Below are 12,439 nucleotides of genomic sequence, written 5' to 3'. Positions count from 1 at the left end.
TCAAAGCGTATTAATATAGCCAAGCAGAAAGGCATCACATATTTTAAAGGAAAATTAGTCTACAAATGAATCAGAGCAACGGCTATACAAGACATACCGCTAAAAAGCAAAGAAAGGTACGACCACTTGATGAAAAGCAGATAGTAGTGCTTTTTAACAAACCGTTTGACGTTCTTTGTCAATTTACCGATGAGAACAACCGCCGTACATTAAAAGATTTTATTACAATACCAGGTATATATGCCGCGGGAAGACTAGATAGAGATAGTGAAGGCTTATTGTTACTCACCAATGATGGGAAATTACAACATCAGATTGCCAATCCAGTTAAGAAGACCGAAAAAACTTATTGGGTGCAAATTGAAGGGACGCCTTCAGAACAAGATTTAACAAAATTACGTCAAGGAGTCGAATTAAAGGACGGTATGACTAAACCGGCTAAAGTTGCCATTATGCTTGAACCTAACGTTTGGCCACGTAATCCTCCTATAAGAGAGCGTGCCAGTATCCCAACGACTTGGCTAGAAATTACAATTACAGAAGGTCGTAATAGACAAGTTAGACGGATGACAGCAAACATAGGCTTCCCTACCCTGCGACTCATTAGATATCGTATTGGTAACTGGACATTAGACAATATTAATAATGGGGAATATAAAGTTGAGCAGTAACAAGCCCCTCACATCTGGTCCTAATATATCTAATGAAAACGACCATGGTATAAATCAATTTAAACCAAATACAACCGTTGCTGCCATTATTCATCACGGTGGTAAATTTTTGTTTGTTGAAGAACATGAAAAGAGCCGAGTCGTTTTTAATCAACCTGCCGGGCATTTAGAGGAAAATGAAAGTCTTACTGCGGCCATAAAACGAGAGGTACTAGAAGAAACAGGCTTACAAGTAGAACCCGATTTTTTATGCGGTATTTATTATTTTCACCAACCTGATCTCAAGCTATATTTTTTACGCTTTTGTTTTGTTGTCGAATTAAAACAGTGGTTAAAAGGCCAACCTCAAGACAATGAAATCATTGATACCCATTGGTATACCCTTGAACAAATCAAAGAAAAACGTTCTCAATTACGTAGTTCTATGGTGCTAGAGTGTGTAGAAGATTACTTAGCTGGCAATAAAATTCCGTTATCACAGTTAAAATCTAATCTTTAATCTATATCCTATTAGTTGTGCATGTTATAATTTTTCGCCTCTTATTTCAGTACACTTACTTTTAATTATAGTTAGTACGCTAATTTTTAATAAATCTATTGGTCAAAACACATGTTAACAGCCTCAAATACTAAAGCCCCAGAACAAACCAAAGTCATTGTTGGTATGTCTGGAGGTGTCGACTCTTCTGTCTCTGCTTATTTGCTTAAAGAGCAAGGTTACCAAGTAGAGGGTTTGTTTATGAAAAATTGGGAAGAGGATGATACTGATGAGTATTGTGCTGCAGCCCAAGATTTAGAAGATGCGCAGGCTATTTGTGACAAACTAGATATCAAATTACATACTATCAACTTTGCTACTGAATATTGGGACAATGTTTTTGAGTACTTCCTAGCTGAATATAAGGCTGGACGTACTCCCAACCCTGACATCATGTGTAATAAAGAAATAAAGTTCAAAGCATTTTTAGAGTTTGCTTGTGAAGATTTAGGTGCTGATTACATTGCCACCGGACATTACGTTCAGCGTGAGCTACGCGATAATTCATGGAAAATGATACGAGGTCTTGATAATAATAAAGACCAAAGTTATTTTCTCTACACCCTTGATGAAGCTCAGTTAGCGCACACTTTATTTCCTGTTGGCCATATTGAAAAGCCTGAAGTACGTGCTATCGCAGAAAAAGCGGGATTAATAACCCATAACAAAAAAGACAGTACTGGTATTTGTTTCATTGGTGAGCGTAAATTCAAAGACTTTTTAGGTCAATATTTACCTGCACAGCCCGGTATTATTGAATCAGCAGAAGGTGTTGCTGTCGGTCATCATGATGGGCTTATGTATCATACTTTAGGACAACGCAAGGGTTTGCGTATTGGCGGTTTAGCTGATGCAGGTGAAGCGCCTTGGTATGTTGTTGAAAAAGATTTATTACGCAATGTGCTTATTGTTGGTCAAGGGCATAACCACCCTCGCCTATTTTCTAAAGGCCTAATTGCCAATCAATTACATTGGGTTGATAGAAAAGCACTAACAACGAGCATTAAATGCACAGTGAAGACTCGTTATCGTCAAGAAGATGTTTCATGTACTGTCACTCCTATAAGCGACTCTGCTACGGGAGAATATCAAATAGACTTTACTGAGCAACAAAGTTCAGTGACTCCTGGACAGTCCGTTGTATTTTATCAAAATGATGTCTGTTTAGGTGGTGGTATCATTGATACCCTTATTCGCTAACATTGAGCATGCCTAAGCCAAGTCCAACTAAGACTAATAAAGTAAAACAGACAAACTAAAAACTAGAGAAACAATGAAAGATCAAACAATTACCTTTGCGGCTATTTGTCAAGTAGCCTATCAAGTACAACAAGTATCACGCACGGGACAAATCTCTGATGAAGAATTCAGTGTTTTATTGCAAAGTATCATTGAAACCTCGCCAGTAAATACCTTAGCGGTTTATGGTGGTGAGATCGGTAATATTAAAAAAGGTCTTGAGCTATTAATCAGCCATTTAGGTAGTGATAATGGTACAGACAGCGCTAAAAAGGGCAAAGATCCCGAACTTACTCGCTATATCATTAGCTTAATAAATTTAGAAAGACGTCTTACTAAGCAACCTAAACAGCTTAACGCTCTCGGTGAACGTATAAACGCAACCGAGCGGCAACTTGAACATTACACACTAACCAGCGACACATTAACGGCAAGTTTCGCTAGTATTTATAGCGATATTATCAGCCCGCTAGGTCATAAGATTCAGGTCACTGGCGAGCCAAGTATTTTAAAACAAAATATAAACCAATATAAAATTAGAGCCTTACTATTAGCGGGTATACGTGCGGCTGTATTATGGCGACAAGTAGGCGGTAAAAGACGCCACATATTATTCAGTCGTAAGAAAATAGTCGATACCGCAAAAGAATTACTTAAATCTATTCGATAAAATTTAAACACTATTTAACTCTTAAATTAAGCATTTTAATTAAAGAGAATATTAATATAACCTAGGAAAAATTATGGAACTTTCAGCATTAAGTGCAATATCACCTGTAGATGGTCGTTATGGTAGCAAAGTAAAATCATTGCGCCCTATTTTTAGTGAATTTGGCCTAATTAAATACCGTGTTACTGTTGAAGTACGTTGGTTACAAAAACTTGCAGCAACTAGCGCAATTGCAGAAGTTCCTGCATTTTCAGCACAAGCGAATGATGTTTTAAATAGTATAGTTACTAACTTCAGCGAAGAAGATGCTTTATCAATCAAAAAAATTGAAGCAACAACTAACCATGATGTAAAAGCGGTTGAGTACTTCTTAAAAGAGAAAATTGCTGATAACGCTGAATTAAACGCTGTGACTGAATTTATTCACTTCGCCTGTACTTCAGAAGACATCAATAACTTATCACACGCCTTAATGTTAACTGACTGTCGTGAGAATGTATTATTACCAGAAATGGATAACATTTTAGCGGCAATGAAAGCGCTAGCGATTGAATATAAAACTATTCCAATGATGTGTCGTACTCATGGCCAACCTGCCTCACCTAGCACGCTAGGAAAAGAGATGGCTAACGTTTATGTACGTCTACAACGTCAACGTGAGCAAATTGCTAACGTTGAAATGTTAGGTAAAATCAATGGTGCTGTAGGTAACTACAATGCTCACCTTAGCGCTTACCCTGAAGTTGACTGGCATGAATACGCTAATGAATTTGTTACTTCATTAGGTTTATCATTCAACGCATTTACTACACAAATTGAACCGCATGACTACATTGCTGAATTATTTGACGCAATAGCACGTTTTAATACCATTTTAATCGATTTTGATCGTGATATTTGGGGTTATATTGCTATGGGCCATTTCAAGCAGAAGACTATCGCTGGTGAAATTGGTTCATCAACTATGCCACATAAAGTTAACCCAATCGATTTCGAAAACTCTGAAGGTAACTTAGGCATTGCAAACGCACTATTCACTCATTTATCACAGAAATTGCCTATCTCTCGCTGGCAGCGTGACCTGACTGACTCAACAGTGCTACGTAACTTAGGTGTTGGTTTTGCTCATACAATGATTGCTTACGGTGCAACTTTAAAAGGCATTAGTAAGTTAGAAGTAAATGAAGCTAACTTAGCCGCTGAATTAGATAGTAATTGGGAAGTTTTAGCAGAGCCGGTACAAACGGTTATGCGTCGTTACGGTATTGAAAAGCCTTATGAGAAACTAAAAGAATTAACGCGTGGTAAACGTGTTAATGGTGACTCTATGCGTGCTTTTATCATGACTCTTGAATTACCTGACCATGCTAAAGCTCAGTTATGTGAAATGACACCTGCTAGCTATATTGGCCGTGCAGTTGCTTTCATTGATGAACTAAAATAATCTTTTCTTTCAGATTTTGACTATAAAAAAGAAGGCTCTGCCTTCTTTTTTTATTTCTATACTTGTATATTTATTTGTCAAATTTGTAAATGAAACATGGTGTTAGTGTTTTTCTGGATTAACACCCTGTAAAATATAAAAAGACTAATTTATTTTGACTGCCACAATGACTCATTATTGAATAATTTGTACAAACCATCGGCACGACCAATTAATAAATGAGCAAATTTATTTTGTTCTTCATTATTGGCTTGTAATAAGTTTTCAGCTTGCATTTGCCACTTTAAGGAGAAGTGCCTTAATGCTTCACGAGCATTAGGTGCAACATCAACACCGCTATGGTCGCTCGGTAAATCCCCACATAAAACCCAAAACTTATTGCCATCTATAGATGTCAACTTCCATAACGCCAATATCGGTACTAAATAACGACTCTCTTCTACCTGAACACTCTGTGTAACAACACCTTTCTCGGCTAGGTATTTAGTAGCAACTTGATATTGCGTTTTTATCCATTGCTGTTGCTGCTCTTCTGTCATTTGTATTGCTTCGGTCATTTTAATTCTCAATTATTCGAATTTATTTTGGATTAGTTATTTATAGCAAAGCTCTGTTTGTCACGTTAAATTTGCATGTTGTAGCTTTTCGCTTACAGCTTGCATCCTAAGTTTAAATTGTTAATTTTATCAGTGACTAGCTTGAGTTTTTTCTAGGTGCTATCGTTCCTTAACAACATTACAACACATTTAAATTGCCTTTTCTAGCAAGAAAGAATGGAGACAAACAATGGCTTTATTTGATTTACCAGATTTTGACGACCACGAGCAAGTAGTTTATTGCAGTGATGAAGCGAGTGGCCTTAAGGCTATTATTGCCGTACATAGTACCAAACTTGGAGCAGCAGTGGGTGGCTGTAGAATGTGGGATTACGCTGACGATGATGAAGCCCTCGTTGATGTTTTAAGACTATCTAAAGGTATGACATATAAAAATGCTATGGCTGGTCTTAGCATGGGCGGAGGAAAGTCTGTCATTATTGGCGATGCTAAAAAACTAAAATCAAAAGCGTTATTCAAGGCCTTTGGTGAAGCTTTAAATAGGCTAAATGGACGCTATTTAAGTGCGGAAGATGTCAATATTACTACCAGTGATATTGACATCACAAACAGCGTAACCCCTTTCGTAACAGGCACTGAAGGTAAAAGTGGTAACCCTGCACCTTTTACAGCTCTTGGAACATTCCTTGGTATCAAAGCGTCAGTAAAACATAAACTTAACCGCGATGATTTGACTGGTCTCAAAGTAGCCATTCAAGGTTTAGGTAGCGTAGGCTATCAATTATGTGAGCACCTCCACAAAGCTGGGGCAAAACTTTTTATCACTGATATCAACCAAACAGCTTTGGATATGGCTGCTACTGAGTTTAATGCCACCATAGTAGGCTTAGATGAAATATACGATCAAGACGTCGATATCTATGCGCCTTGCGCTCTGGGTGCCACTATCAATGATGAAACCCTACATCGTTTAAAAGCGACTATCATTGCAGGTTGTGCGAATAACCAATTAGCCGAACCTCGTCATGACCAAGCATTGGTTGAACGCGGTATATTATACGCACCCGATTATGTGATTAATGCGGGTGGTATAATCAACATATCTTTTGAAGACAATTATGATCACGAAAAATCAACTAATAAAGTTGGTGACATTTATCACACCTTGTTAGATATTTACGCTAAAGCGGATGCTCAAAATAGACCTACAGGCATCATTGCTGATGAAATGGCGCGTGAGATAATTGCGAATGGCGGTAAAGCTTAGCTTCGATAATTAAGACTTATACCATTTGGATTAATTAAGGTTACAGAATTCAATGAGATTAAATTTTCAAGAACAAGACGCTTGACTGAGCAATAGCTAGCTATTGGGATTGAAAGCAACGACGTTATTGGATATTTAGGCCATTTGAAAATGATCACTTACTTAGTTCAATTGGTATTAAATATTTGATATAAAAAAACCAGCAATCAGCTGGTTTTTTTATGAACTCGATATTTTACAGACTAATCAATTAACTGATACTGCTCACGTAAAATTGAAACAATTTCAGCTTTAGGATTATCAGATAAAACAATTTTATCACCAGTAATTTTTTCTGCGATATCAGTATAAGTTTTTGAAACATCCATAAGTACTGACAGCGGAAGTTTATTATCACGTGCTAATGCTTCACGTTCACTCATACGATCTTTGTTTAATAAAATATCAGGATCCGTAAAATGGTTTAACAATAACTGTCGAAAACCTTCTTTGGAGTTCTCAACAACCTTACCTGCTCGATATTGTTCCCCATCCCATATTCGTGAAGAATCAGGCGTACCCACTTCATCCATATAAATTAGTTTGTCATCGCCGTTAACATCTTTGACGTAACCAAACTCAAACTTTGTATCAACAAAAACTTGGTCTATTTTTGATAAAGCGGCAGAAATAACATCGAAACCTTCAGTCAGCAGCTTTTCATACTGTGCAATATCATCGACTGATTTAAAGTTAAATGCTTCAAAATTATCTTCAATGTTTTTACGCGTAATATTGACATCATCAACAGCAGGAACACCGGGAATACCTTCTAATATACCTTTGGTAGAAGGTGTTTGTAATAGTGCAGTTAACTTACTATCTTTCGCTAACCCTTCTGGTAATTCAATACCACAAAAGTCTCTTTCACCCTTAGTATATGAACGCCACATTGAACCTGTAATGTATTGACGACAAATGGCTTCAATCATTACTGGCTTAGCTTTTTGCACAATCCATACAAAGGGATGCGGAATGTCTAGAATATGGCTATCAGCAAGACCTTGCTCTTTGAACAATTTAAACCAATGGTTTGATATTGCATTAAGTGCTGCGCCCTTACCAGGAACACCACGCATATCATTCTCTCCTGACCAAATGCAATCAAAAGCAGAAATTCGGTCACTTATCACCATAATGGCTAACGAAGTATCACTGGGAACATCATAGCCCTTTTCTTCGATAAGACGCTTGCTATCTGTTGCTGTCAACCAATAAACAGAACGTACTTTACCACTGTGTACAGGTGCATCAGTACGGATAGGAAGGTCGTTATTAACGGCTAAAACTTTATCAGCTAAGTTCATAATTATTTCTCTTAATTATTAATTTTGGTTAATACCAATCAGTCTAAGTATTAAATATTTTCAGCGTGTATAAAAATTGCTGCTTAACTAACGTTACTATTACCGAGTAATAACTTTAGTTAAACACTATCTTTTAAAAATAAAAAGGACGCTATAAAGCGTCCTTTTTTTTAAGCTTAACTAAATCTTAATTAAGCTTACATTACTTTACTTAAGCAGCTAAAGAAGCTTGCGCTTTTTCAACTAGGAAAGTGAATGCTGCTTTGTCGTATACTGCGATGTCAGCTAGGATCTTACGATCTATTTCAATAGAAGCCTTTTTAAGACCATTAATGAATTTACTGTAAGATAAACCATTTTGACGAGCTGCTGCGTTAATACGAGCGATCCAAAGCTGACGGAATTGACGTTTACGTTGACGACGATCGCGGTAAGCGTATTGACCTGCTTTAGTTACTGCTTGATAAGCAACACGGTAAACACGGCTACGTGCTCCGTAATAACCTTTAGCTTGCTTTAGAACTTTTTTGTGACGTGCACGAGCTTGTACACCACGTTTTACTCTAGCCATTTTCTATCTCTCCTAATTAACCGTGACGTAATAGTTTTTTAACTGACTTAATGTCAGATGCGGCGATCATGCATTTAGCACGAAGATGACGCTTAACTTTAGTACGACGCTTAGTCAAGATATGACGAAGGCCAGCTTGTTTGAACTTGTAGCCATTGGCTGTTTTTTTAAAGCGCTTTGCAGCACCTTTATTGGTTTTCATTTTAGGCATGTGAATAATTCTCAAATTTATACACTTTTCTAATAAAAGAAGAGGTATATGCCAAATATTAAGTAGCGAGGGCGAAACTGATTTTTATCACAATAAAACATGAAACAATCAATTTACTTGCAAGCCTGTACTACCAGCGTAAAGATAAAATTGGTGAATTAAACTTCTATTTAATAAAAAGTAAAAGTTTAATTACTTGTCAAACCAAAGATTATCTATTTTTAGGGGCTAAGACCATCACCATTTGACGTCCTTCTGCTCTACGCGGAAAGAATTCAAGTACGGTTAATTCTTCTAAATCGTTTTTAACACGAGTAAGAAGCGCTAAACCGAGCTCTTGGTGGGCCATTTCACGGCCACGGAAACGTAATGTAACCTTGACCTTGTCGCCGCCTTCTAAAAAGCGTTTCAGGTTACGTAATTTCACCTGATAATCGCCTTCATCTGTACCAGGACGGAATTTAATTTCCTTAACCTGTATTTGTTTCTGGTTTTTACGTTGTTCTTTCTGTTCTTTAGCTTTTTCATAGATGAATTTACCGTAATCCATCACACGACAAACTGGTGGTTTAGCAGTAGGGCTAATTTCAACAAGATCAACACCAGCTTCGTCAGCTTGGTCCATTGCTTCATTTAATGTAACGATGCCACCAGGCTCTCCGTCAAACTTAATCAAACGAATTTCGTTGTCTAAAATATCTGTAATTAACTCATTCAAACGATGAGCTGGCTCTTTACGCCCGCCTCGTTGTCCACCTTTAATAGCCATGTTCCTCCAAAGAACTCTTTAATCTGCTTATGTAATCTCTGCCTTTACTCTATACAATTATAGGAAAGGCAGACTATGTTATTTTTATATGTTATCCGTTTTTAGCTTTATCGTTATTTAAGTGTTACTGACGTGTTTTAACTTCATCAGATAACTTAGCAATAAAATCATCAACCGACATTTTTCCTAAATCTTCACCACTTCGAGTTCGAACGGATATTTCACCGGACTCCATCTCTTTATCACCAACAACTAATAAATAAGGAACTCGCTTCAAAGTGTGCTCGCGGATTTTAAAGCCTATCTTCTCATTTCTCAAGTCTAATTTTGCTCTAAAGCCATTTTCTTTTAGTTTTTTAACAACTTTCTCACAATATGGCGCTTGTTTATCAGTAATATTCATAATTGTTGTCTGAATAGGCGATAACCATGTTGGAAATTTACCAGAGAACTCTTCGATTAAAATACCAATAAAACGTTCTAATGAACCTAAAATAGCTCGGTGAATCATTACCGGAGTATATCTTTCGTTATCTTCACCGACATAAGTTGCACCTAAACGCTCTGGTAATGCAAAATCAAGTTGTACTGTTCCACATTGCCAAGCACGACCTAAACAATCCATTAAAGTGAATTCTATTTTAGGACCGTAAAAAGCACCTTCACCAGGTAAGTATTCAAAAGCAATATTACTGTCTGTTAATGCTTGTGCTAAACCAGCTTCCGCTTTATCCCAAATCTCATCACTACCAATACGGTTTTCAGGACGGGTAGAAAGCTTGACAACAACATCTTCAAAGCCAAACGAGCCATAGACGTCATATACCATTTCAATACATTTTTTCACTTCCGCTTGAACTTGTGATTCCATACAGAAAATATGAGCATCATCTTGAGTAAAGCCACGAACGCGCATTAAACCATGTAAAGAGCCTGAAGGTTCATTACGATGACAACAGCCGAACTCAGCAATGCGCAATGGTAAATCACGGTAAGATTTCAAACCTTGATTGAATATTTGAACATGACCTGGGCAGTTCATTGGTTTAATTGCGTATTCACGTTTTTCAGAAGTAGTAGTAAACATGCCATCGGCATATTTGTCCCAATGTCCTGATTTTTCCCAAAGACTTCTATCCATCATCATTGGCGCTTTAACTTCGTCGTAATCATATTCGTGTAACTTTTCACGAATAAATTTCTCTAACTCAGTATAAATAGTCCAACCATCGTTATGCCAAAACACCATGCCTGGCGCTTCTTCTTGCCAATGGAATAAATCTAATGTTTTACCAATTTTACGATGGTCACGCTTTTCAGCTTCCGCTAAACGTACGATATAAGCTTTAAGTTGCTTTTTATCCGCCCATGCAGTGCCATAGATACGTTGCAACATTTTGTTGTCTGAATCGCCACGCCAATAAGCGCCAGCAACTTTCATTAATTTAAAATGATGACAATGACGCATGCTTGGTACATGAGGACCACGACACATATCAATGTATTCTTGATGATGATATAAAGCCGGTGTATCTGTTTTCTCGATGTTTTCATCAAGAATAGCTAATTTGTATGTTTCGCCACGTTCGGTAAAGGCGTCATAAGCATCTTGCCAAGAACCTGTTTTCTTAACAACTTCATAACCGGTACGTGCTAATTCAGTCATGCGTTTTTCGAGCTTAACTAAATCATCTTCAGTAATTGATTCATCAAGGTCAATGTCATAATAAAAGCCATTGTCGATCGTTGGACCGATAGCCATTTTAACATTTGGGTATAACTGCTTTATTGCATGCCCTAATAAATGTGCACATGAGTGACGAATGATCTCAAGACCTTCACTATCTTTACTGGTGATAAGTTGTAAAGAGGCGTCTTGAGTAATTAATTCACAAGCATCAACAAGATTTCCGTCGATACGACCTGCAATGGTTGCTTTAGCAAGACCAGGACCAATATCAAGGGCTACATCCATTATAGATACAGCATTTTCAAAAGAGCGTTGTGAACCGTCAGGGAGAGTAATTACAGGCATGTTTTTCCTTATCAGTGGCGGCGCAATACGAAGCGTCGCTTGAGTTTTAATAGTTAAAAATAAATGGTATTAGCTGCTGCATCCTGCAATCGCTTAATCATGTTCATCCTGAACAGAAAAAAGAGCATACAGCTCTTTTTATTAAATTAGGTTTTTCACCCGATGATTGTAAAAGCCTTACCCTTTTTAAACAAGGGTTTTCAACACGGTTCGAACAATTAAAACGGTTTATACCCGCTTTAAATTCGACTACAGTCAAAACTATCCTTTAACAAAGCTATATCTGTGGAATAAATGACAAAACTATCAGCGTTTAAACTACATAGCACTTTAGCGGAAAATCAGTAATACTATTGTTCAATGATTTAATAACCAGCTGAATTTAGTGAACAAAACGTCCCTTCTTATCATACTACTACTTTTTAGTTGTCTACATTTAGCATATGCCGCACAAGTCCCATGGAAGTTATGGAACAAAAGTAGCTCTCAAAGTGTTAGTTATCGTCCCGCTAAAATAGATACCCACACTGACGACAAGCTAATTGAAATTAAAGCGACAGCGACTGTCCATTCAAGTATCTCTGGATTTTTACTCTTTTTGCAAGACGTCAATAACACACAAAACTGGTTAATAAATGCCGGTGAAAGCAAAATAATTAAGCAATACTCAGCAAAAGAAAATAGTTTTTATATAAAACTTACTCAAGTTTGGCCATTAGAGCCTAGAATATTAATGCTACATTCCACTTATTGGCAAAATGATGATCTGAGTGTAGAAATCAATCTAACAGATGCAGAGTCTGCTTTGGTTAACGACTTCATGTCATTGGCCGTTAGTAATTTAGATGATTTTTTACAAATAAAAACTCATAGTGCACATTGGAAAATAATACCAAAGTACTCTGAGGAGGAAGGTAGTGAGATTTTGATTGAATATATTTTTATCGCCGATGGCCGAGGAGACACACCAAAATGGTTAGCTGATCATCTAGCGCTTAAATCTATTTGGAAAAGTATGCGTAATATTAGGCGTCAGTTACCAAAAGAAAAATGGCAACAACAAACAGTAGAAGGTATTACTGAATTATCAGTAATACCTTCTAACTAAAAGACCTTTTATA

13 protein-coding genes are annotated in these 12,439 nt (G+C 37.1%); 7 read left to right on the top strand and 6 right to left on the bottom strand.

Going from position 1 to position 12,439, the window contains the following annotated elements; genetic code table 11:
• Positions 1 to 65 precede the first annotated feature (65 nt).
• The 5 genes from ESZ36_RS16835 to purB all read left to right on the top strand — a co-directional run bounded on the left by ESZ36_RS16835 (position 66) and on the right by purB (position 4,562).
• Entirely contained in the window at positions 66 to 671 is a 606-nt protein-coding gene (locus ESZ36_RS16835; protein WP_170235870.1) for a pseudouridine synthase, read from the top strand.
• Entirely contained in the window at positions 661 to 1,170 is a 510-nt protein-coding gene (locus ESZ36_RS16830) for an NUDIX hydrolase (RefSeq protein ID WP_246129143.1), read from the top strand. The genes ESZ36_RS16835 and ESZ36_RS16830 overlap by 11 nt, the downstream gene beginning before the upstream one ends.
• Before the next feature lie 111 nt (positions 1,171 to 1,281).
• Positions 1,282 to 2,409: a tRNA 2-thiouridine(34) synthase MnmA gene (gene mnmA / locus ESZ36_RS16825; RefSeq protein WP_146790000.1), complete on the top strand. Its 1,128-nt coding sequence runs from the start codon at positions 1,282 to 1,284 to the stop codon at positions 2,407 to 2,409.
• A 73-nt stretch (positions 2,410 to 2,482) separates the two neighbouring features.
• Positions 2,483 to 3,118 carry a high frequency lysogenization protein HflD gene (hflD, locus tag ESZ36_RS16820; protein WP_146789998.1) on the top strand — a complete coding sequence of 212 codons (636 nt, stop codon included), beginning with the start codon at positions 2,483 to 2,485 and terminating at the stop codon, positions 3,116 to 3,118.
• 73 nt (positions 3,119 to 3,191) lie between these two features.
• Positions 3,192 to 4,562 (top strand): adenylosuccinate lyase, encoded by a 1,371-nt coding sequence (purB, locus tag ESZ36_RS16815; protein WP_146789996.1) that lies wholly within the window; start codon positions 3,192 to 3,194, stop codon positions 4,560 to 4,562.
• A 149-nt stretch (positions 4,563 to 4,711) separates the two neighbouring features.
• On the opposite strand, the gene ESZ36_RS16810 is transcribed toward purB, so the two are convergent.
• On the bottom strand, positions 4,712 to 5,119 hold the full coding sequence (locus tag ESZ36_RS16810) for a DUF4826 family protein (RefSeq protein ID WP_146789994.1): 408 nt from the start codon (positions 5,117 to 5,119) through the stop codon (positions 4,712 to 4,714).
• Positions 5,120 to 5,348: 229 nt separating this feature from the next.
• On the opposite strand from ESZ36_RS16810, the gene ESZ36_RS16805 reads away from it, so the two are divergent.
• Positions 5,349 to 6,386: a Leu/Phe/Val dehydrogenase gene (locus tag ESZ36_RS16805; RefSeq protein ID WP_146789992.1), complete on the top strand. Its 1,038-nt coding sequence runs from the start codon at positions 5,349 to 5,351 to the stop codon at positions 6,384 to 6,386.
• Between the two features lie 242 nt (positions 6,387 to 6,628).
• On the opposite strand, the gene ESZ36_RS16800 is transcribed toward ESZ36_RS16805, so the two are convergent.
• From ESZ36_RS16800 to thrS, 5 genes are all read right to left on the bottom strand, one after another.
• Positions 6,629 to 7,732, bottom strand: coding sequence for a phosphoribosylaminoimidazolesuccinocarboxamide synthase (locus ESZ36_RS16800; protein WP_146789990.1), 1,104 nt, complete (start codon positions 7,730 to 7,732; stop codon positions 6,629 to 6,631).
• Positions 7,733 to 7,943: 211 nt separating this feature from the next.
• The gene (gene rplT, locus ESZ36_RS16795; RefSeq protein WP_011043699.1) at positions 7,944 to 8,303 is read right to left on the bottom strand and encodes a 50S ribosomal protein L20; all 360 of its coding nucleotides are present in this window, start codon (positions 8,301 to 8,303) and stop codon (positions 7,944 to 7,946) included.
• 16 nt (positions 8,304 to 8,319) lie between these two features.
• Positions 8,320 to 8,514: a 50S ribosomal protein L35 gene (rpmI, locus tag ESZ36_RS16790; protein WP_033080618.1), complete on the bottom strand. Its 195-nt coding sequence runs from the start codon at positions 8,512 to 8,514 to the stop codon at positions 8,320 to 8,322.
• A 211-nt stretch (positions 8,515 to 8,725) separates the two neighbouring features.
• Positions 8,726 to 9,283: a translation initiation factor IF-3 gene (infC, locus tag ESZ36_RS16785; protein ID WP_146789988.1), complete on the bottom strand. Its 558-nt coding sequence runs from the start codon at positions 9,281 to 9,283 to the stop codon at positions 8,726 to 8,728.
• Positions 9,284 to 9,407: 124 nt separating this feature from the next.
• Positions 9,408 to 11,318: a threonine--tRNA ligase gene (thrS, locus tag ESZ36_RS16780; RefSeq protein WP_146789986.1), complete on the bottom strand. Its 1,911-nt coding sequence runs from the start codon at positions 11,316 to 11,318 to the stop codon at positions 9,408 to 9,410.
• Between the two features lie 385 nt (positions 11,319 to 11,703).
• Here thrS and ESZ36_RS16775 point away from each other — a divergent pair, with 385 nt between their 5' ends.
• The gene (locus tag ESZ36_RS16775; protein WP_146789984.1) at positions 11,704 to 12,426 is read left to right on the top strand and encodes an SRPBCC family protein; all 723 of its coding nucleotides are present in this window, start codon (positions 11,704 to 11,706) and stop codon (positions 12,424 to 12,426) included.
• The last annotated feature ends 13 nt before the right edge of the window (positions 12,427 to 12,439 follow it).

The organism is Colwellia demingiae (genome assembly GCF_007954275.1).
Lineage (GTDB): Bacteria > Pseudomonadota > Gammaproteobacteria > Enterobacterales > Alteromonadaceae > Colwellia > Colwellia demingiae.
The sequence above is the reverse complement of the archived record's forward strand: the minus strand, read 5'-3'. Positions and strand labels throughout refer to the sequence as shown.

Excerpts from the sequence above, each read along its gene's own strand:
- ESZ36_RS16835 (WP_170235870.1), top strand. The coding sequence starts at position 66 with ATGAATCAGAGCAACGGCTATACAAGACATACCGCTAAAAAGCAAAGA.
- mnmA (WP_146790000.1), top strand. The coding sequence starts at position 1,282 with ATGTTAACAGCCTCAAATACTAAAGCCCCAGAACAAACCAAAGTCATT.
- hflD (WP_146789998.1), top strand. The coding sequence starts at position 2,483 with ATGAAAGATCAAACAATTACCTTTGCGGCTATTTGTCAAGTAGCCTAT.
- purB (WP_146789996.1), top strand. The coding sequence starts at position 3,192 with ATGGAACTTTCAGCATTAAGTGCAATATCACCTGTAGATGGTCGTTAT.
- ESZ36_RS16810 (WP_146789994.1), bottom strand. The coding sequence starts at position 5,119 with ATGACCGAAGCAATACAAATGACAGAAGAGCAGCAACAGCAATGGATA.
- ESZ36_RS16805 (WP_146789992.1), top strand. The coding sequence starts at position 5,349 with ATGGCTTTATTTGATTTACCAGATTTTGACGACCACGAGCAAGTAGTT.
- ESZ36_RS16800 (WP_146789990.1), bottom strand. The coding sequence starts at position 7,732 with ATGAACTTAGCTGATAAAGTTTTAGCCGTTAATAACGACCTTCCTATC.
- rplT (WP_011043699.1), bottom strand. The coding sequence starts at position 8,303 with ATGGCTAGAGTAAAACGTGGTGTACAAGCTCGTGCACGTCACAAAAAA.
- rpmI (WP_033080618.1), bottom strand. The coding sequence starts at position 8,514 with ATGCCTAAAATGAAAACCAATAAAGGTGCTGCAAAGCGCTTTAAAAAA.
- infC (WP_146789988.1), bottom strand. The coding sequence starts at position 9,283 with ATGGCTATTAAAGGTGGACAACGAGGCGGGCGTAAAGAGCCAGCTCAT.
- thrS (WP_146789986.1), bottom strand. The coding sequence starts at position 11,318 with ATGCCTGTAATTACTCTCCCTGACGGTTCACAACGCTCTTTTGAAAAT.